Annotated in this window: 17 protein-coding genes; 12 read left to right on the top strand and 5 right to left on the bottom strand. The window is 66.5% G+C overall.

Going from position 1 to position 20,259, the window contains the following annotated elements; genetic code table 11:
* The first annotated feature begins 380 nt into the window (after positions 1 to 380).
* The 4 genes from ACIGJB_RS29460 (at position 381) to ACIGJB_RS29445 (ending at position 6,733) form a co-directional block, all read left to right on the top strand.
* Positions 381 to 1,742: an HlyD family secretion protein gene (locus tag ACIGJB_RS29460; RefSeq protein ID WP_483733453.1), complete on the top strand. Its 1,362-nt coding sequence runs from the start codon at positions 381 to 383 to the stop codon at positions 1,740 to 1,742.
* 161 nt (positions 1,743 to 1,903) lie between these two features.
* A complete protein-coding gene (locus tag ACIGJB_RS29455) occupies positions 1,904 to 3,169 on the top strand; it encodes a hypothetical protein (protein ID WP_483734700.1) in 1,266 nt (421 codons plus the stop codon).
* 2 nt (positions 3,170 to 3,171) lie between these two features.
* Complete coding sequence (locus tag ACIGJB_RS29450) at positions 3,172 to 5,151, top strand: glycosyltransferase (protein ID WP_483733452.1); 1,980 nt, start codon at positions 3,172 to 3,174, stop codon at positions 5,149 to 5,151.
* A 7-nt stretch (positions 5,152 to 5,158) separates the two neighbouring features.
* Entirely contained in the window at positions 5,159 to 6,733 is a 1,575-nt protein-coding gene (locus ACIGJB_RS29445) for an efflux transporter outer membrane subunit (protein ID WP_483733451.1), read from the top strand.
* 95 nt (positions 6,734 to 6,828) lie between these two features.
* Here ACIGJB_RS29445 and ACIGJB_RS29440 read toward each other — a convergent pair whose 3' ends face one another.
* A complete protein-coding gene (locus ACIGJB_RS29440) occupies positions 6,829 to 7,071 on the bottom strand; it encodes a hypothetical protein (RefSeq protein ID WP_483733450.1) in 243 nt (80 codons plus the stop codon).
* 267 nt (positions 7,072 to 7,338) lie between these two features.
* Between ACIGJB_RS29440 and ACIGJB_RS29435 the strand changes: the two genes are divergently transcribed.
* The gene (locus ACIGJB_RS29435; RefSeq protein WP_483733449.1) at positions 7,339 to 7,722 is read left to right on the top strand and encodes a YybH family protein; all 384 of its coding nucleotides are present in this window, start codon (positions 7,339 to 7,341) and stop codon (positions 7,720 to 7,722) included.
* 334 nt (positions 7,723 to 8,056) lie between these two features.
* Here ACIGJB_RS29435 and ACIGJB_RS29430 read toward each other — a convergent pair whose 3' ends face one another.
* The gene (locus tag ACIGJB_RS29430) at positions 8,057 to 8,746 is read right to left on the bottom strand and encodes an intradiol ring-cleavage dioxygenase (protein ID WP_483733448.1); all 690 of its coding nucleotides are present in this window, start codon (positions 8,744 to 8,746) and stop codon (positions 8,057 to 8,059) included.
* Between the two features lie 179 nt (positions 8,747 to 8,925).
* Here ACIGJB_RS29430 and ACIGJB_RS29425 point away from each other — a divergent pair, with 179 nt between their 5' ends.
* Entirely contained in the window at positions 8,926 to 9,249 is a 324-nt protein-coding gene (locus ACIGJB_RS29425; protein ID WP_483733447.1) for a BrnT family toxin, read from the top strand.
* On the top strand, positions 9,179 to 9,445 hold the full coding sequence (locus ACIGJB_RS29420) for a BrnA antitoxin family protein (protein WP_483733446.1): 267 nt from the start codon (positions 9,179 to 9,181) through the stop codon (positions 9,443 to 9,445). Before ACIGJB_RS29425 ends, ACIGJB_RS29420 begins: the two co-directional genes overlap by 71 nt.
* Positions 9,446 to 9,475: 30 nt before the next feature.
* Here the strand turns inward: ACIGJB_RS29420 and ACIGJB_RS29415 are convergent, their stop codons facing one another.
* On the bottom strand, positions 9,476 to 11,446 hold the full coding sequence (locus ACIGJB_RS29415; protein ID WP_483733445.1) for an aconitase family protein: 1,971 nt from the start codon (positions 11,444 to 11,446) through the stop codon (positions 9,476 to 9,478).
* Positions 11,447 to 11,581: 135 nt separating this feature from the next.
* Here ACIGJB_RS29415 and ACIGJB_RS29410 point away from each other — a divergent pair, with 135 nt between their 5' ends.
* From ACIGJB_RS29410 to ACIGJB_RS29400, 3 genes are all read left to right on the top strand, one after another.
* Positions 11,582 to 12,502, top strand: coding sequence for a LysR family transcriptional regulator (locus ACIGJB_RS29410; protein WP_483734699.1), 921 nt, complete (start codon positions 11,582 to 11,584; stop codon positions 12,500 to 12,502).
* A 114-nt stretch (positions 12,503 to 12,616) separates the two neighbouring features.
* Positions 12,617 to 13,609 carry a tripartite tricarboxylate transporter substrate binding protein gene (locus tag ACIGJB_RS29405; protein ID WP_483733444.1) on the top strand — a complete coding sequence of 331 codons (993 nt, stop codon included), beginning with the start codon at positions 12,617 to 12,619 and terminating at the stop codon, positions 13,607 to 13,609.
* A gap of 185 nt (positions 13,610 to 13,794) precedes the next feature.
* Positions 13,795 to 14,247: a PA2169 family four-helix-bundle protein gene (locus ACIGJB_RS29400; protein ID WP_483733443.1), complete on the top strand. Its 453-nt coding sequence runs from the start codon at positions 13,795 to 13,797 to the stop codon at positions 14,245 to 14,247.
* 12 nt (positions 14,248 to 14,259) lie between these two features.
* On the opposite strand, the gene ACIGJB_RS29395 is transcribed toward ACIGJB_RS29400, so the two are convergent.
* Positions 14,260 to 15,924, bottom strand: coding sequence for an ABC-F family ATP-binding cassette domain-containing protein (locus tag ACIGJB_RS29395; protein ID WP_483733442.1), 1,665 nt, complete (start codon positions 15,922 to 15,924; stop codon positions 14,260 to 14,262).
* 540 nt (positions 15,925 to 16,464) lie between these two features.
* Positions 16,465 to 17,790 (bottom strand): argininosuccinate synthase, encoded by a 1,326-nt coding sequence (argG, locus tag ACIGJB_RS29390; protein WP_483712934.1) that lies wholly within the window; start codon positions 17,788 to 17,790, stop codon positions 16,465 to 16,467.
* 281 nt (positions 17,791 to 18,071) lie between these two features.
* Between argG and ACIGJB_RS29385 the strand changes: the two genes are divergently transcribed.
* Together ACIGJB_RS29385 and ACIGJB_RS29380 are read left to right on the top strand one after the other, a co-directional pair.
* Positions 18,072 to 19,229 carry a CaiB/BaiF CoA transferase family protein gene (locus tag ACIGJB_RS29385; RefSeq protein ID WP_483733441.1) on the top strand — a complete coding sequence of 386 codons (1,158 nt, stop codon included), beginning with the start codon at positions 18,072 to 18,074 and terminating at the stop codon, positions 19,227 to 19,229.
* Positions 19,230 to 19,277: 48 nt separating this feature from the next.
* Positions 19,278 to 20,246 (top strand): Bug family tripartite tricarboxylate transporter substrate binding protein, encoded by a 969-nt coding sequence (locus tag ACIGJB_RS29380; RefSeq protein WP_483733440.1) that lies wholly within the window; start codon positions 19,278 to 19,280, stop codon positions 20,244 to 20,246.
* Positions 20,247 to 20,259 lie beyond the last annotated feature (13 nt).

The raw sequence follows: 20,259 nt of genomic DNA, 5'->3' as shown, positions 1-20,259 counted from the left end.
TTGCATAGCCTTGAAACGCTCCGGGCAGCAACGTCGCGCTGCAACATTCCCGGGGATCAATGGCGTTCGCGCCTCGCTCTTCCTGCTCGCACGATTCACTGCGGTGCTCATTGTGGTGCGCATGCGGTGCGCATGTGGTGCGCATGTGGTGCGCATTGTGGTGATAACGCGGGCAACTCCAGGACCGGCTTGCCCGGTTCGATACGCACTTCGTTCCGTGCCGGTAGCGGCTCCGGAACGCGGTGCATAAAAAATGTGTTGGGGGATGACGACTGCGCTTGCGCGCCAGCCTGCGGGCCCGGCGCGGGAGAGCGCTTGCCCATGCTGCCCGGCGCTCCGCCGGGGCGGCGCAGATCCAGCTTTGTTTGCCAGAGGAAACCATGGACAAGAAGCCCGAGAAGCCCGAGAAGCCGGACCCAAGAAACACCAGGAACCTGTTGCCGACGAAGACGCTGCAGTCGCGCCTGTCGCGCCAGCAGGAAGCCCTGGCGCGGCCGCGAGGCCGCGAGATCGGCCTGCGGCCGCTTTGGCAGATCGCCCCGCGCCTGGCCAGCTACGGCATGGTCGCGTTCATCATCTGGATCATCCTGTCGGTGATGTTTCCACCGGTGTTCAACCGGTCTTCGGAACGCGCCGTCGTCAACAGCCCCGTGAATCTTGTGACCACGCCCGTCGAAGGCGTCATCACGCGCCAGACGGTCGCGGTGGGCGGCACGTTTGCAGCCGGACAGCCGCTGATGACGCTGCAGAACTCCAACCTCGACCGCGCGTTGCTGACGGAGCTGACCGGCAAGCAACTCGACAACCAGACGCGCCTGGAAGCGGCCAGGGCCAAACTCGCTTCGGACCAGGCCCGTCTCGCATCGACGGGCCAGGACATCCAGCGCTACCAGTCGGCGGCGCAGCGCGAACACTCGGCGCGCGTCAAGGGCATCGAAGCGAAGCTGGCCGTCGCGCGCCAGCAGATCGACCAGCAGGAAGACGTGGTCAACCGCAACCAGGCCATGCAATGGGCGGGCGCGGTCAGCGAGGCCTACACCAATGCGTCGCGCAACCAGCTGACCGTGCTGTCGGGCCAGCGTGATGCCATCCAGGCGGAGCTGGAGAGCGCGCGCGGCAGCAGCGAAGCCGCGCGCAGCAAGGTCTACATGAGCAGCGCGGACGGTGCCGTCGGTGCGCTGGTGCAGCGCCAGGATGAACTGCGCGCCAGCATCGCGCAGCTGCAGTCCGAGATCACGCAGCTGCAGGAGTACGGCGCGTCCGTCGACAAGATGGTCAGCACCGAACAGGAACGGCTGGAGCGCGTGTCCAACCTGGAGATCAAGGCCTATGCCGGCGGCGTGGTCGAAGACGTGCTGGCGCCCCCCGGCACGCGTGTCGCCGCAGGCGCCACGCTGATGCGCACGACCACTTGCAGCCAGCCGCGCGTGGTTGCGGTGTTCCCGCGCAGCCTGAGCAAGGACCTGCTGCCGGGCGCCCGCCTCACGGTGAAGGTGGATGGCGTCGCCAGGCCCGTACCGGGCTCGGTGGCCGAAGTCCTGCCGCGCGCCCCCGACGGCGACCAGGCACGCTACTTCGTGCCGTTCCCGCCGATCGAGAAGAACGAGGTCTACCTGATCGCCCGCCTCGACAAGCCGCTGCCGGACCTGCCCGCGACCGGCACGCACCAGACCGACCGCTGCGCACTGGGGCACTGGGCCAAGGTCAGCCTGGACCGCTCCTGGCTGCGCAGCCTGATCTGATCCGATCAACCCAGGGTGGAACGAGCGCCCGCAGGATGGAGATCACCGTGCAGCGTTATCCGATTCCACGCTTGCCTGCCCGCAGTCCGCCGCATCGTGGCCCGCGCCGCGTGCGGCGGCTGGCAGCGGCGCTGGTGGCTTGCTCCGCATTGAGTACGGCCATGGCAGCGCCTCCGAATGCTTCCGATCCGTCATCGCGCGAGCAGCTGCTGCGCGACGGCTGCAAGGCGCTGGGCGCGCGCGTGGCCGCCATACCGGGCAAGGGGCCGGTGATGGTCGGCAGCTATGAACCCGCACCGGGCGGCGAGCCGCTGCCACCGCCGCTGCAGCAATCCGCCTTCGTCTACGACAACGCGCTCGCAGGCGTCGCGCTGATTGCATGCGGCCAGCCTGATGCCGCGCGCCGCATCGCCGACGGCGTGGTGGCGGGCGTCACGCGCGACCGGCATTACCACGACGGCCGCGTGCGCAATGCCTATCGCGCCGGCGCCGTGCCGGATGGGCCCGTGCCGATGCCCGGCTGGTGGGACGCGCCCAGCAAGCGCTGGTTCGAGGATGCCTACCAGGTCGGCACCGCCACCGGCAACGTCGCGTGGGCGGCGCTGCTGCTGCTGGCCACCTACGAATCCACGCATGAGCGCCGCTACCTCGACACCGCGGCGACGCTGATGACCTGGATCGACAAGCAGACCTTCGGCAGCGAAAGCCCGGCCGGCTATATCGGCGGCTTCTTCGGCCACGAGCCGACGCCGCGGCGCCAGGGCTGGAAATCGACCGAACACAATGTCGACGCCTATGCCGCGTTCCGCTGGCTCTCGCTGCGCACCAGCGACCCGCGCTGGGACGCGGCCGCGCAGCGCGCGCGCCGCTTCGTCGATGCCATGTGGCAGCCCGGCGAAGGCCGCTTCGTGATCGGCACGCGCGACGACGGGCGCGCACTCAACAGCGAGCCGTCGGCACTCGATGCCTCGCTGTGGCCGCTGATCGCGGTGCCCGAGTCCGCAGCGTCATGGCGGCGCGCGCTGGACTGGGCCCGCGCGCACCACACGGTGGGCGGCGGCTATGGCTTCAAGGCGCGCCCCGACGGCGTGTGGACCGAGGGCACCGGCCAGGCCGCGCTGGTGCTGCGCGCCAGCGGCCGCGACGACGAGACCCGCCCGCTGTGGCCGCTGCTGCTGGCGCAGCGCGCGGCGTCCGGCATGCTGTTCGCCACGCCGCAATCACGCATCAGCACGGGCCTGTCGATCGGTCCGGATTCGACCACCGAAGACTTCTACTACTTCCACCTGCCACACCTGGGCGCGACGGCCTGGGCCGTGCTGGCGGCCGCGGGCTGGAATCCGTTCCAGCCTGGTGGCGCCTGCCCGGCCTGCAAGACCGACACGGCACAGGCGCAGGCTTCACCCGACGACATCCGCAGGGAGTGACGATGTTCGCCTACTTTCTTGAAAACCGCATGCTGGTGGAGATCAACGCCGGCGCCTTCCTGATCGCGGTGCTGTGCCTGCGCGGCGACCGCCACCGCGCCGCCGACCGGTGGCTGTTCGGCGCGGCGGCGGCGGTCCTGCTGATCGTCTACTACGTCTGGCGCTTCTCGCAGACGCTGCCCGAATGGCGCATGGATTTTCCGAGCTTGTGGGCCTATGTGTTCTTCGGCTTCGAGACCATGACCATCGCCTATACGCTGATCTCCATCGTCACGCTGACCCGCACCTCGGACCACAGCGCCGACGCCGATGCCGGCGAGGCCGCGCTGCGGCGCAACCGGCGCGCGCCCGCGGTGGACATCTTCATCGCCACCTACAACGAAGGCCTGGACGTCCTGGAAAAGACCATCGTCTCGGCGCAGGCGATCGACTACCCGAACTTCCGCGTCTGGGTGCTCGACGATACGCGGCGCGACTGGCTGAAGGACTACTGCGAGCGCGTCGGCGTCAACTACGTGACGCGGCCCGACAACGCCCACGCCAAGGCCGGCAACCTCAACAACGGCCTGCAGCACAGCTCGGCGCAGCCGGACGGTGGCGCGCCGTTCATCATGGTGCTGGACGCGGACTTCGCGCCCAACCGCAATATCCTGCTGCGCACCGTCGGCCTGTTCAGGGACCCGGAGGTCGGCGTCGTGCAGACGCCGCAGTTCTACTACAACGCCGACCCGATCCAGTACAACCTGCGCTCGACCGAATGCTGGGTCGACGAACAGCGCGCCTTCTTCGACATCATGCAGCCGGCCAAGGACGCGTGGGGCACGGCGTTCTGCATCGGCACCTCGTTCGTGGTGCGGCGTGAAGCGCTGGAGGCCATCGGCGGCTTCCCCACTGGCACCGTCACGGAAGACATCCACCTGACGTACCGGCTCATGCCGCACGGCTACGTCACGCGCTGGCTCAACGAGCGGCTGAGCGTGGGCCTGTCCGCCGAGGGCCTGCCCGAATACATCAGCCAGCGCAGCCGCTGGGGCCTGGGCACGATTCAGGTGGCGTTGACCGCCGACGGGCCGCTGCGCGGTCGCGGCTACACCGGCTTGCAGCGCCTGCATTACATCCACGGGCTGCTGCACTGGCTCAGCCGGCCATTCACGCTGATGCTGCTGGCCGGGCCGCTGCTGTACTGGTACCTGAATGTCCCCACGCTCTATGGCGATCCGTTGCAGTTCCTGGCCTACGGCGTGCCGGCCTTGTTGATGTACTGGGCCTACAGCATCTGGGTGACCGGTTCGCGCGCGATGCCGATCTTCACGGAGGTCACGCAGATCGTCGCCGCGGTCGCGGTCACCGCGACGCTGGCCAGTGCGGTGATCAAACCCTTCGGGCGGCCCTTCAAGGTCACCAACAAGGGGCTCGACCGCTCGAAGGTGGTCGTGCACGGCAAGTTCGCCGTGCTGTATGGCGCGCTGTTCGTGCTGGCCGGCATGGGACTGGCACGCGCCGTGGCCGCCGATGCCGACGCGCCGGGCGTGGCGTTCAACATCACGTGGACCATCGTGTCGATGGTGCTCTACCTGGCGTCGTTGCTGGTCTGCTTCGAGCTGCCGCGGCCGCGCAAGGAAGAGCGCTTCCCGTACCAGGCGCGTGCCCTGCTTCGGCTGCACGGCACCGATGGCACGGCACGCGAGTTCGTCGGCGTCACGCGGGATCTTTCCTGCAATGGCGCGGCGCTGCTGTGCCCGCACGCGGCCGCCGCGACGGACGGCGCCGAGGGCGCCTTCTGGCTGGCGCCATTGGGCTGGGTGCCCTGCCGCGTCGCCCGCACGCGCAAGGGGCTGATCGGCATAGCGCTGCGGCCCGACCTAGCCGCGCGGCACCGGCTGATCCGCCTGCTGTTCAGCGAGCCCGCCCACAACATCGCCTACCAGGGCAGCCCGCGCGTCGCCATCGCGCAGCTGCTGCGCCGCGCCTTTGCCGGTTGACCACGGAATGAACTCTATGAAATCACGACAGATGCGGACTTTCTTTCCCTTGCGGCGCATTGCGGCGGCCGCGGTTACCCTCGCCCTCGCGGCCTGCACGCTGGAGCCCACCTATCAGCGGCCTGACCAGCCGGTGCCCAATGCGTGGCCGACGGGTCCGGCCTACGTCCAGGGCACGAGCGCGCAAGGCGGGCAGGCGGCAGGCAAGACGCTCGCCGAAACGCAGACGCCCGCGGCCAGCCTCGGCTGGGAAGATTTCTTCACCGATCCGCGCCTGCGCCGGCTGATCGAACTGTCGCTGGCGAATAACCGCGACCTGCGCATGGCGACACTGGCCATCGACCAGGCGCGCGCGCAGTACCGCATCCAGCGCGCCGCGCAGTTCCCGTCGATCAACGCCAATGCCAACATGGTCGCCACGCGCGTGCCCGGCGCATTGGTGGGGGGCGGGCAGTCATCGGTGATCCATGCCTACACCGCGGGCGTTGGCTTCAATGCCTTCGAACTCGATGTATTCGGCCGCGTGCGCAGCCTCAAGCACGAGGCGCTGGAGCAGTACCTGGCGGTGCAGGAAGTGCGCCGCAGCGCGCAGATCAGCCTGGTGGCGGAAGTCGCCAGTGCCTACCTGACGCTGCAGGCCGACAAGGAACTGCTGAAGATCTCGCAGGAGACGCTGGACGTGCAGCAGTCCGCCGTGCAGATGGTCGAGCGCAGCAAGCGTGCCGGCGGCATGGCGCAGATCGACATGCACCGCGCGCAGACGCAGCTGGAAACGGCGCGCGTGGGCGTGGAGCAGTACACACGCCAGGTCGCGCAGGACGAGAACGCCCTGGCGGTGCTGGTCGGCACGCAATTGCCGGCAGACCTGCCGCCGCCGCAGCCCTTCGAGAACACCTCGTTCGTCGCCGAGCTGCCGGCCGGCTTGCCGTCGGCGCTGCTGGAGCAAAGGCCCGACATCATGGCTGCCGAGCACCGGCTGAAGGGGGCCAATGCCGATATCGGCGCGGCCCGTGCGGCCTTCTTCCCGAGCATTTCGCTGACAGCGGCGATCGGCGTGGCCAGCACCGCGCTGGCGGGGCTGTTCTCGAGCGGCATGGCATGGGCGTTCGCACCGGCCATCACCATGCCGATCTTCAATGGCGGGGCCAACCAGGCCAGACTCGATGCGTCCAAGGTGCAGAAGGACATCAACGTCGCCGCCTACGAGAAGACGATCCAGCAGGCCTTCCGCGAAGTGGCGGACGGACTGGCCGCGCGCGGGACCTATGATCGCGAAGCCGCCGCGCAGGAAACGCTCGCGCGCGAGATCGGCGAGACGCGGCGCCTGTCGGAAATGCGGTTCCGCAATGGCGTGGATGACTACTTCCCGGTGTTCGACGCGCAGCGCCAGCTTTATTCGGCGCAGCAGTCGCTGGTCACCATCCGGTTAGCGCGGCTGACCAGTCGTGTCGATCTGTACAAGGCGCTTGGCGGCGGGTGGTCGCAGCGTACGGCAACGGCGGAAGCTGCGCCCGCGCAATCAGCAAGGCCGGTGTCCGCGGCCGCCGGCACGGCGGCCAGTGCGGGCACCGCTTCGCGTTAGCCAGCACAGTCAGGCGCGAGACCATGCAAAACGGGCACCGGCGACAATTGCCGGTGCCCGTTTTGCAGACACTCTGTTCGCTATCTCGCGCGATCTCAATAGCGCGGCGCAGTCGACGAGGTGCCGCCTGAGGTGGCGCCACTGGATGTCGCCCCGCCCGATGTGGAACGCGGGGCGGTGCCATAGCCTGAGCGGCCGGTATTGTCCGAGACGGAGCCCGAACCCGTCACCGTGCCCGTACCGGCACCAGAACCTGAAGCCGTGCCGGTTGCGCTGCAGCCCGCGAGCGAGCCAAGGGTGGTCGCCACCATCATGCAGATCAGTATCTTCTTGCTCATGCTTGCCTCCATCTGAGCCGTTGGCGATCGGCACCGCAGGCCAGCGTTCAGCCGGGCCTGCTCTCCAAGCCGGTCCTGCCTGGCATAGGCAACAGCCATACCAACGCGGGAAGGCCGGCCTATGTGCGCTGTCTTGCCTTTTTTTGGTTGAGTTATGCTCGCGCACGAAACGTAATTACTGCGTTCGATGTAGAAAATGCATCATCTGGCGTCACCCCTCGCTGTAAAAGCGTAGAGAGCCGATCTTCCATAACCCGCGAGGCAACCATGAATTCCGCAGACGACGAACGCGCCATCCGTGAACTGGTGCAGAACTGGTTCTCCGCCAGCCAGCGCGGCGATACCGACACGGTGTTGAGCCTGATGACCGACGACGTCGTCTTCATGGTTCCCGGACAGGAACCCTCCGGCAAGGCCGCTTTTGCGCAGGCGGCGGCGGGGATGAAGTCGGTGCAGATGCAGGGCCGCTATGACATCCGGGAAGTGCAGGTGATGGGGGATTGGGCTTACCTGCGGAATTTCATCGAGCTCACGGTGACGCCGCCCGGTGGTCAGGCCGTGCACCGCTCGGGGTATACGCTCACGGTGTTGCGCCGGGAGGCCGATGGCAAATGGCGGCTTTGTCGGGATGCTAATTTGCTTGGGGGGTGAGATTAGGTGGGGCGCTGCTCATTGCTCTCGGCATGCGCCGCTGTTTCGCAGGCGTAGCCTGCGAGTCACTTTTTGTCCGAGCGACAAAAAGTAACCAAAAAACGCGTTTGCTTGTCCTAACGGACGAATATTGATCGTAGTGTGCTGCGAGTGTTGTACGGGTATTCGCTTCAGAGCGTGCCCGGCTGCCTGCCGCGTGGTGCGCGTCCGCCTGCAGGCTCTCCAGCAATGATTGAACCAGCCCCGAACCTGTCCGTGGCCCGACACTGCCAGCGTTATCGCATCATCGCCTTCGGCTGCTGCGCGGCTCACTAGTGGGCATGCGGGGCTTGCACTAACGGCGCTGGCCCGGTGTACGTGCAACCCCCACAACAAACTCCCCATCCAGCCCTTCCGCCGCATTGCGGACTCGCACCAGCGGCGGCGCGCTGCCCGCAATCGGATCCTGCGCGTTCACCCGCGTCGGCGCCCCGCGGGCGCGGTATGCCGGATGGCTGCCCAGCACTTCGCGATTGAGCGCATCACTGAAGTAAAGCTGGCTGGTCAGCACTTCGGCATTTCCCATCAGCACCTTGAAATGGATGTGCACGGCGCGTGGCCGGTACCAGCCGGGATAGATCGTGACGAAGTTAGCTGCGCCATCCGCGCCGGTCGGTTGCACCCCGCGCAAGAAACGCGTGGCATCGCGCGGTCCCTCTTCTCCGCTGTAACTGCCTTGAGCATCGCAATGCCAGATGCTGACCAGCGCGCCCGGGACCGCGGCACAGCCACGGTCCGCGTCGACAAGTACCAACCGCAGGCGCAGCGCCTGGCCGGGACGGCCATCGCGGATATCACTGCGCACCTGCGCATCGTCGAGATAAAACGGGCCCTCCGTCGCAGCAGGAGTCAGCAGGCACGCAGCCGGCGCGCCCTGCGCAGCACCGGCAGGTGTCACGCTTGCCATGGCAGCCAGGCCCCCAAGCTCGCGAAGGAAATGGCGGCGGGTGGTCATGACGGGACGGTCGGGAGGCGATGTGCTCATGTGAAGCTCCCCTCGGACATGCTCACCCCAGTCTATGCGCCCGAAGATTCAGACTGAAGCCCCTGTAAGGCGCGGATACAGGGTCCTACGCTTCGACGGGGCCTGGCCTTGAGGAGCACAAATCCTGCAGTGCCTGGAATTCGTTGCACCACGTAATTTATGTAGCTACAATAAATAGCATGCACACCCTCTACGATCCTGGCAAGGACGTGGCCAACAAGATCAAGCACGGTGTATCGCTGGCGTTGGCTGTTGCAATCGACTGGGCTGCCGTCTGGTGTGCGCCGGATGACCGCCGGGACTACGGGGAGTTGCGCGAAATCGGGTATGCAGCCATCAATGGCCGTCTGTACTGCGTGGTATTCACACAGCGCGGCAACATAGTCTGGGTAATCAGCCTGCGCAAGGCAAACAACCGTGAGATCGAACGCTATGAACAAGCTACTTCGAAACACCCCTCAGGAAGAGGCAGCGATTGCGCGTGGGATCGCAGCCGACACTGACACCGTCGTCCCCAGCGACGAGCAGTTCGGGCAGATGAAGCCACGGCGCGGCCGCCCCAGGCTGGAGGTGCGCAAGGAACTCGTCAGCGTGCGCTACGACGTGGAGGTGCTGGACGCTTTCCGCGCCATGGGCGACGGATGGCAGACCCGCATGAACGACGCCCTGCGCGACTGGCTGCGCACGCATCAGCCATAACCCGATGGCGGCGATGCGCAGCGGTCAGCGTCAAGGCGCGGAATGACGCCGTTGAAGATCTTCAAATGAAACCAGCTCGCCCGCGATCGCGCTCGCAGCCACGGTAGGCGGACTGGCCAGCCACACCTGCCCCGGGCCCGAGCGGCCCGGGAAATTCCGGTTGATCGAACTGACCGTGACCTGGTCCGCGCTGGTGGACGAGCCGGGGCCGCAATTGGCGCAGGCACCGCACGATGGCTGCAGGATGCGCGCGCCCACCGCATCGAACGCAGCCAGATACCCTTTGCGCTGGCAATAGTCCCTGACGTCGGTCGTGCCGAACTGCAGGTACAGCGTCACGTGTCCGGGAATCTTCAGGCCACGCCCGGCCGCCCACGCAAAGACGGCGTGATACTGGTCGAAGTCCTCGCGCTTGCCCGCGGTGCATGAGCCGCCGTACGCGATATCGACACGCACCCGACGATCGAGATCCGCGAGCGGAAGTCCGTTGCCCGGATCGCCGGGCCGAGCCACCATTGGCGCGAGCGCGCTGCAATCCACCTCCAGCGTCGCGGCATAGACGGCGCCGTCGTCGCTGCGCATCCATGGCTCCAGCACGAAATCGATGCCGCGCCGCTCGCGCAGGAAACGCACGGTCTCCGCATCCGGCGCGACGATTCCTGTAAAGCCGCCCAGTTCTGCGCACATATTGGTAAGCGTGGCGCGCTCGTCCACGCTCATGGCACTGACCACTGGGCCCGTGAACTCGAACACCTTGCCGACGCCCGCTCCTGCCCGGATAGCCGGCAGCGCAAGCAGGTGCAGCACCACGTCCTTCGCCGTGACGCCAGGCGGCAAGGCGCCATGCAATTCGACGCGGATCGATTCGGGCAGCGTCATGCGCACCGCGCCCGTGACGAATGCGTTGGCCATGTCCGTGGTGCCGACCCCGAAGGCCACGCAGCCGAGCGCGCCGCTGTGCGGCGTGTGGGAATCCGTGCCCACGACAACCTGCCCCGGCAGCGCGTACCGCTCCGTCATCATCGCGTGGGAAATCCCCGCCGCGTTGCTGCCGTCATCGCTGCCAAGCTCGTCTTCAGACAGCGTGCGGTGGAACCGCAGCCCATAGTCGCGGACGAAATCCCGCTGCGCATGCCGCATCTGCACCACGTTCTCGACCAGCCCGTTGCGCACATGCGCGGGACTCTCGCCGACGTACGAAGTGTGATCCTCGAACACGACGATATGGTCGGCCTGCTTGAGGGAGACGGGCTTGCCGAAGGTGTCATGCAGCATGTGCGCGCACATGCCGGTGTAGTACTCGTGGATAAAGCGCCAGTGGGCCTGCACGAAGATGCCATCGCCCGGTTCCGGCGAGACTGGCGTCACCGGCGTCGCCAGCAGGTTGCGGTGCACGATCTTCTCGAACAGCGTTTGTGGATGCGCGCTTTCAGCCTGCCCCGCCGGTGCGACGCTGCTCAGGTACTTCTGGCCGAAGCGCAGCAGGCCACCTTGCCGGAGGATCGACGCGGCGAGCGGGTCCCGTCCCGCGACGAGTTCCTCGGCCGTGACAGGCTGTCCCGCTTCGATCCGGTCGATCAGGCTGAAATCCGTCGAGGTGTAGAGCCCGATGTTGTCCGCGTTCTGCCGGTAGATGCGTTCGAAGCTTTTCGCGACAACCAGCCGGATGCCCGCAAGCTTTTCCGCCGCCGGGCTATGTTCGCGCGACGAGCCCTTGCCGTACCGGCTACCCGCGACCGCTACCGAGAATCGCCCGTTGCGCACCGTATCCGGCGCAAACGGCAGGCTGCCACCAGCCTTGTAGCCAGTGTAGGGATAGCGGCCCAGCGCGTCGTCATAGTGCGTCAGGATCGGCACCGGCGTGATCTCGTCGGTTGAGACATCGTCGCGCAGCGGACCGGCGGTCTCGAGCGTCATCGCGTGGCCTTCCAGCTGCTGCGCCATGACGGCCGGCGAATCGGCCAGGTACAGGACGCGGCACGGCGGCTCGATGACGTTCATGGGAGTCTCCTTTGGGCGATGCATGGACTTTAAGCGGCCCCGCGCCGGAATACGAAGCCCTGATGTAGCATGACCGCTATCGTCTGACGAGATATCCGGGTGCCCGCACACCCGCACCCCCGCCCCGCCCACGCCATGCAGCGCATCGACCCCGTCAACATTCAACTCTTCCTGGCTGCCGCGCGCGAAGGCTCGATCAAGCGTGCCGCCGAGACCGAACACATCGCACAGTCCGCGTTGAGCCGCCGTATCGCGGAGCTGGAACGCAGCCTTGGCGTGGTGCTGTTCGTGCGCTCACCCACTGGCGTGGTACTCACCGATGCCGGCTCGCGCGCACTGGAACTGGGGCGCAAGCTGAACGAGGATATCGAGGCCTTTGCGCGCGAGGTCCAGGATCTGGGCGACCGGGTTGCGGGCATCGTGCGGCTCTCGGCCAGTCCGTCCGCCATCGTCGGGTTCCTGCCGGAGCGCCTGCACGCCTTCAAGCAGGCGCATCCGCTGGTGGAGATCGCCCTGTACGAGCGATCGACGGCCGAAAGCCTGCGCGCCTGCATGGACGACCGCGTCGATATCGGCATCGGCGTGGCGGCCAAGGCGCCCGCGGGGCTGGAGTCCTGGAACTTTGCCAGCGATCCGCTCAATGTCGTGGTGCCCGCGCAGCACCCGCTGGCCAGGCGGCGGCACCTGCGCTACGCGGAGGTGCTGGACCATCCCCTGGTTGTCGTGCAGCAGGGCGGCGCGCTGGACCAGGAACTGCGCGAGCAGGCCGCAAACCTGCGCCTGCCGCTGCGGCAAAGCGTGGCGGTATCGAGCTTCGAGGCGGGATGCAGGATGATCGAGGCCGGACTGGGCATCGCGGTCCTGCCCACCAGCGCCAGTGCGGCCTATGCGGGCGCGCGCCGGTTCGCACGCATCCCGCTGAAAGAGCCGTGGAGCGATCGGCGGCTGCTCGTCTATGCGCCGGTCAAGCATCCGCGGCTGCGCGCAATCTCCGCGTTGATCGAGGCGCTGCGGCAATCCGGCGAATCCGGGGAACCCGGAGTTATGCCGGATTGAGATAGCCGATCCAGCGGATTAGCACTCTTTTTGCCGCCATGGGCGGCACTACACTCCGTCCGACACAGGGCCTCGCCGGCATTGGCGATGCCGCACAACAGACGGAGACATGGAATGCCAATCTCATTGCCCCGGCAGGCGCGGCGCGCGCTTGCCGCGCTGACCGCCTTCGCACTGGTCGCTGCCCCCGCCGTTTCCGCGCAGGCCCAGGCCCCTGACGGCAAGCCAGTGCGCCTGATCGTGCCGACCCAGGCGGGTTCCCAGGCCGATGCCGTCGCGCGGGCCATGAGCCAGTCCCTTTCCCGTAACTTCGGGCACTCGGTGGTCGTGGAGAACCTGCCAGGCGCTGGCGGCGTACCCGGCACGCAGCAGATTGTCCGCGCGCCCAGGGATGGCTCGACGCTGGGGCTGATCTCTTCGAACCACGTGATCAATCCGTTCATCTACAAGAGCATGCCGTACGATGCCCTGAAGGACATCACGCCGATTGCGGTGATCGGCACACTGCCGCTGGTGCTGGTCGTCAATCCGTCCGTTCATGCGAATACGACGAAGGAGCTGGTTGCCTTGCTCAAGGCAAAGCCTGGCGAATTCAACTACGGCTCCTCGGGCAACGGCACGGTCCTGCATCTGGCGGGGCAACTGTTCGCGAGCGAAGCCAAGGTCGATATCAGCCACGTGCCATACAAGGGCGCCGGCAATTACACCACCGACCTTGTCGGCGGCCAGGTGCAGATCGGCTTCCTGACCGTGCCGACCGTGCTGCCGCTGATCAAGGCAGGCAAGCTGAAGGCCATAGCCGTGTCGACCAAGCAGCGCGTGCCGGCCTTGCCGGATGTGCCGACGCTGGCCGAATCCGGGGTGCCGCAATACAACTTCGATGCCTGGCTCGCGATCGTCGGGCCGGCCGGCATGTCGCCGCAGAACGTTGCCAGTCTTCAGGCGAAGATCCGGGCAACGCTGCAGGAGCGCAGCATCCAGGAGTTGCTGGCCCAGCAGGGTGTGCTCGTTTCTACGTCCGGCCCCGACACGGCCGTTCCGTTCTTCAAGAGCGAACTCGACAAGCATGCCCGCATCGTCAGGCAGGCGGGCGCCACGCTGAACTGAGCAAACCGTGCGGTGCCACGAAGGGCTGCCGCAAGGCTCTCCGCTGGCAGCGCTGGCCGGCGCCACTTCTATACTGAGCTTACGAGCGTGCGAGACGCCCCGCGTGAGCCGGCATCACCACACGCCCGGCGAGGATGTACGCGTCGATTCACATTTTTCACCGGGATTCCGGCAAGGAGAATGTCATGGACAACCATCAAGGACAACTCGTCTCTACGCTGAACCACCTCATCGAAGTCGGCAAGGACGGCGAACTCAGTTGCATGACCGGTGCCAAGGAAGTGGACAACGCCGAGATGCGCGGCATCCTGGCGGGCACCGCCGAAACCTGCCGCCACTCGGTGAGCGAATTGCAGTCACTGGTCAGTGCCCTGGGCGCCGTGCCGCGCGACCGCGGCACCATGACGGGCACGATGCATCGCGCCTGGATGGGCGTGATGCACATCATCGCCCCGCACAACGATGACGCGGTGCTGCAGTTGTGCGAACGCGAGGAGGAAGCCGCCACGCGCGAGTACCGCTCGGCGCTGATGAAGGACATGCCCGAGGAAATCCGCTCGGTGGTCCTGCGCCAGTACGAGGGCATGCAGAAGCATCACGAACGCATCCACGCCATGCGTGGCATGCAGATTCACTGACGCGCGCAGCTGCTACGCCGCGGCCGCCTCTTCGCGCAGGCGGCGGGCTTCGTCGCGCAGGAACTGCTGGTAGTCGTCCAGGTCGCCGTCGAAGGGCTCGACGCCGCCCTTCGTGACCAGCCAGAACTCGTCGCACACCGCGCGCAGCAGCGCGCGGTCGTGGCTGACCAGCATCACGGTGCCTTCGAATTCGTTGAGCGCCATGCCCAGCGCTTCGCGTGTCGACAGGTCGAGGTGGTTGGTCGGCTCGTCGAGCAGCAGCAGGTTGGGTCGCTGCCACACGATCATGCACAACACCAGCCGCGCCTTCTCGCCGCCGCTCATCGTGCCAACCGCCTGGTGGACCATGTCGCCAGTGAAGTTGAAGGTGCCGAGGAAGGTGCGGAGCGATTGCTCGGTGCCGCTCTGGCCGGGCGCGCGCAAATGTGGCGGCGTGTCCTTGGCCAGGCGGATCATGTGTTCTATCGGCGTGTCGAGCGGGCGCAGCACGTCGAGTTCCTGCTGGGCGAAGTAGCCGATATTCAGGCCCTTGCCTTCGCTGATTTCGCCGGCAATCGGCGCCAGCGCGTGCGCAACCGTCTTCACCAGCGTGGACTTGCCCTGGCCGTTGGCACCCAGGATGCCGATGCGCTGCCCCGCCATCACGGAACGGTTGATGCCCCGCACGATAACCGTCGGTGGCGTGCCCGGCAGTGCGCCGGCCGGCGCCGGGTAGCCGAAAGTCGCGTCCAGCATCGACAACAGCGGGTTCGGGACGTTGAGCGGCTCCTTGAACTCGAAGTTGAACTCGGCGTCGGCAAGCACCGGTGCGATCTTCTCCATCCGTTCGAGCGCCTTGACCCGGCTCTGCGCCTGCTTCGCCTTCGAGGCCTTGGCCTTGAAACGGTCGATGAATTTCTGCAGGTGGGCGATCTTGTCCGCCTGCTTTGCCATCGCGGCCTGCTGCAGGACGAGTTGCTCGGCGCGCATGTCTTCGAACTTGCTGTAGTTGCCGCCATAGCGCACGAGCTTGGCGTTGTCGACGTGCACCGTCACCTGCGTCACCGCGTCGAGGAATTCGCGGTCGTGGCTGATCACGACCATGGTTCCCTGGTAGCGCTTGAGCCACGCCTCCAGCCAGACCAGCGCGTCGAGGTCCAGGTGATTGGTCGGTTCGTCGAGCAGCAGCAGGTCGGACGGGCACATGAGCGCGCGCGCCAGTTGCAGCCGCATGCGCCAGCCGCCGGAGAAGCTGTTGACCGGCTGGTCAAGCTGCGCGGCGCTGAAGCCAAGGCCCAGGATCAGCGCCTGGGCACGTGCCGGGGCATCGTGTGCGCCGGCATCGTGCAGGGCCATGTAGGCGTGTGCCATGCGCATGCCGTCGTCGCTGGCCTCGGCGGCGGCGACTTCGGCCTGTGCGGCCAGCAGCACGGTGTCGCCTTCGACGACGAAGTCGGTCGCGCTCTGTTCGGTCTCCGGCATGTCCTGCGCGACCTGGCCCATCCTCCATGCCGCGGGAATCGAGAACTCGCCGCTGTCTTCGTGCAGCGTGCCGTTGAGCAGGCCGAAGAAAGACGACTTGCCGGCGCCATTGCGGCCGACCAGACCGATCTTTTCACCGGGATTGAAGGTGGCCGACGCGCGGTCGAGTACGACATTGACGCCACGGCGCAGCGTGACATTACGGACGGAAATCATAGGGAGCGGCTTCAGGGAGGATTGGCATGATAGCCGAGCGGGAGTGCGGAGCCGTCTCTTTCTGGCGGAGCGAGCATTGGATCGCCGCTGTTTTCCAGCGTAGCCAGCGGGGAAGAAGCGGAAGCACCGGCATCTGCGCCGTTGATGTCGTCCGCTTACCGACTAGTGAGCCGCGCAGCAGCCGAAGGCGATGATGCGATAGCGCGGGCAGTGTCGGGCCACGGACAGGTTCGGGGCTGGTTCAATCATTGCTGGAGAGCCTGCAGGCGGACGCGCACCACGCGGCAGGCAGCCGGGCACGCTCTGAAGCGAATACCCGTACAACACTCGCAGCACACTACGATCAATATTCGCCCGTTAGGGCAAGTAAACGCGTTTTTTGGTTACTTTTTGTCGCTCGGACAAAAAGTGACTCGCAGGCTACGCCTGCGAAACAGCCGCGCCTGCCAAGCACGACCCCCCGCAAAAAAACCGGCACCCCAAGAGTGCCGGTTTTTTCATGCCGCTGCGCCATCGCGCAGCACCATCACAGCGATCCGATCAGTCCTCAAGCTTCGGCAGCGAAGCACTGACCGACGACGACAGCAGCCCCGTCTTCGCATACGTCTGCAGCTTCTCGCGGGTATCCACGATATCCAGCGTCCGCATGGTCAGCTGGCCGATGCGGTCCAGCGGGGTGAACATCGACTCGCCCTTTTCCATGGTCAGCCGTTCCGGCTTGTAGGTCAGGTTCGGCGAGGTAGTGTTGACGATCGAGTAGTCGTTGCCGCGACGCAGTTCGATGGTGACTTCACCCGTAACGGCGCCCGCCACCCACCGCTGGGCGGTTTCGCGCAGCATGATGGCCTGCGGGTCGAACCAGCGGCCCTGATACAGCAGGCGGCCCAGGCGGCGGCCGTTGTCGCGGTACTGCTCGATGGTGTCTTCGTTGTGGATGCCGGTGATCAGGCGCTCGTAAGCGATGAACAGCAGCGCCAGGCCCGGGGCTTCGTAGATGCCACGGCTCTTGGCTTCGATGATGCGGTTTTCGATCTGGTCGCTCATGCCCAGCCCATGGCGGCCGCCGATGCGGTTGGCTTCCATAAACAGGTCGACGGCATTGGCGAAGGTCTTGCCGTTCAGCGCAACCGGCTGGCCTTCTTCAAAGCGCACCGTGACTTCCTCGCGCTTGACTTCGACGTCATCGCGCCAGAACTGCACGCCCATGATCGGCTGCACGATGCGGATGCCCGAATCCAGGTGCTCGAGGTCCTTGGCCTCATGCGTGGCGCCCAGCATGTTGGAGTCGGTCGAATATGCCTTCTCGGCCGACATCTTGTAGTCGAAGCCGTTCTGCCGCATGAATTCCGACATCTCGGCACGGCCGCCCAGTTCGTCGATGAACTGCTGGTCCAGCCACGGCTTGTAGATCTGCAGGCCCGGGTTGGTCAGCAGGCCGTAGCGGTAGAAGCGCTCGATGTCGTTGCCCTTGAACGTGCTGCCATCGCCCCAGATATTGACGCCATCTTCCTTCATCGCGGCGACCAGCATGGTGCCGGTGACGGCACGGCCGATCGGGGTCGTGTTGAAGTAGGTAATGCCGGCGGTCGAAATGTGGAAGGCGCCGCACTGCAGCGCGGCAATGCCTTCGGCGACCAGCTGGGTGCGGCAGTCGACCAGGCGAGCTTCCTCGGCGCCGTAGGCCTTGGCGCGGCGCGGGATGTCGTCGTAGTCAGGCTCGTCCGGCTGGCCCAGGTTGGCGGTGTAGGCGTAGGGGACGGCGCCCTTCTGGCGCATCCAGAGAAGCGCCGCGCTGGTGTCCAGGCCGCCAGAGAACGCAATGCCGACGCGCTGGCCGGAGGGAATGTGCTGAAGGATGGTAGTCATCGCCAGTAAATCTATGTGAATTTGTCGGCTCTTGGAGCGGCTTTCGGCCGCGGCCGGAACCACGGGGACTGCGGCCGGCCGAGTCGCGTGCCGGGTCAGGTGCCGCTCGCGTCCAAAGGCGAATTGTGACACGGCAGCGGGCTGACGCCAAACCCGGCGTCCGGAAAGGCCATGCCGAAGCGTTCAAAACTGGCGAACGCGCCGTTGAAAACTCTCGACTGGATCGGGCCCGGGACCCCTCCCTATACTGCGCCGCATTGTCTGGCGAATGCGGAGTTGTCATGCTTGAACGCGCCCTTGAAGGCGTCCGGGTCCTGGACCTGTCGCGCATCCTGGCCGGTCCCTGGTGCACCCAGAACCTGGCCGACCTTGGTGCCGAGGTGACCAAGGTCGAACACCCTGAGCGCGGCGACGATACGCGCGGCTGGGGCCCGCCCTACCTGCAGGCGGCCGACGGCAGCGACACGCGGCTGTCCGCGTATTTCATCAGCTGCAACCGCGGCAAGCGCTCGGTGGCGATCGACTACAGCACGCCCGAAGGCGCCGCGCACGTGCGCGAACTGGCGCGCCAGGCCGACGTGCTGGTGGAGAACTACAAGGTCGGCACGTTGCGGCGCTACGGGCTGGACTACGACAGCCTCCGGGCGATCAACCCGCGGCTGGTCTACCTGTCGATCACCGGCTTTGGCCAGGATGGCCCGATGGCCGACAAGCCCGGCTACGACTACGTGTTCCAGGGCATGGGCGGGCTCATGAGCTATACCGGCCAGCCCGACGGCAGCCCGGGCGCCGGCCCGCTGCGCACGGGCGTGGCGGTGGTGGACCTGAGCACCGGCATGTACGCGACCTCCGCCGTGCTGGCGGCGCTGTACCAGCGCCAGGCCACCGGCGCCGGCCAGCACCTGGACATCGCGCTGCTCGACGTGGCGGTGGCGCTCAACGCCAACCAGGGGGCGAACTACCTGGTGTCCGGCCAGAACCCGCAGCGCACGGGCAATGCGCATCCCAATTGCGCGCCGTATGAAGTGTTCCGCTGCGCCGATGGCTACCTGATCCTCGCCATCGGCAACGATGGCCAGTTCGCCCGCTTCTGCACGGTGGCCGGCATGCCGGAGCTGGCACACGATGCGCGCTACACCACCAATTCCGCTCGCATCGAGCATCTGCCGCTACTGCGCGCATTGCTGACGGGAATCTTCCCGACGCGCACGCGCACCGCATGGACCGAGGCATTCGACGCCGCCGGCGTGCCATGGGGCCCGATCCACACGATGGAAGAGGTGTTCGCGCATCCGCAGGTGCGCCACCGCGGGCTGCAGCAAATGGCCGAGCACCCGGTGATGGGCACCGTGCCGATGGTGCGCAACCCGATGCTGGCCGGCCAGAGCGGACCGCTGCAGCCGCCACCCCTGCTGGGCGAACACACCGCGGCGGCCTGACGCCATCGCCGCAATACAGAACCGATACCCCTGACACGGAGACATCCCATGAAAACCACCCTTACCGCCGTCGCCCTGTTGGCCGGCCTTGGCTTCGCTGGCACCGCGCAGGCCGCCTGGCCGGACCGCCCGATCAAGCTGATCGTGCCCTACGCGGCCGGCGGCACCACCGACATCATCGCGCGCATCGTCGGCACGCGGCTGGGCCCGGTGATCGGCCAGCCCGTGGTCGTGGAAAACCGGCCGGGCGCCGGCGGCGCGGTGGGCAGTGCCTACGCGGCCAAGCAATCGCCCGATGGCTACACGCTGGTGATGGAGGTCGAGAGCTCGCACGCGGTGAACCCCAACGTGTACCTGAAGACCGCCTATGACCCGGTGAAGGACTTCGCGCCGATCAGCAACCTGGCCGACGTGCCCAACGTGCTGGTCGTGAACCCGGCGTTCCCGGCCGCCGACCTGGCGGCTTTCATCAAGCTGCTGAAGGCCAACGCGGGCAAGTATTCGTTCGGCTCGTCCGGCAACGGCGGCCTGAGCCACATGAACGGCGAACTGTTCATGAACGAGACCGGCACGCGCATGCTGCACGTGCCGTACAAGGGCCTGGGCCCGGCGCTCAATGATGCGGTGGCGGGCCAGATCCAGGTTGTGTTCGACAATATCCCGTCCTCGTCCGGACTGATCCAGGGCGGCAAGCTCAAGCCGCTGGCCGTGGCGGCGAAGCATCGGCTGAAGGTGCTGCCGAACGTGCCGACCTATGCCGAAGCAGGCCTGGGCGCCATGAACAACCCGTCGTGGTTTGGCCTCGGCGCGCCCGCGGGCACGCCGGCCCCGATCCTAGACAAGCTCAACGATGCCGTGCGCCAGGTGCTGGCCGAGCCGGAAGTGATCAGCGCCATCGAGAAGCAGGGCGCGATTCCGGCATGGACCTCGCGCAAGGCCTTCGCCGACCTGATCCGCACGCAGAACGCGCACTGGAAGAAGGTGGTCGAGGACATCCACTTCACCAAGCTGCAATAAGGAACGCATCATC

It is taken from the genome of Cupriavidus sp. C2SS-8b, assembly GCF_057073745.1.
Note: the sequence above shows the minus strand (reverse complement) of the source record. Positions and strands in the feature narration are given on the sequence as shown.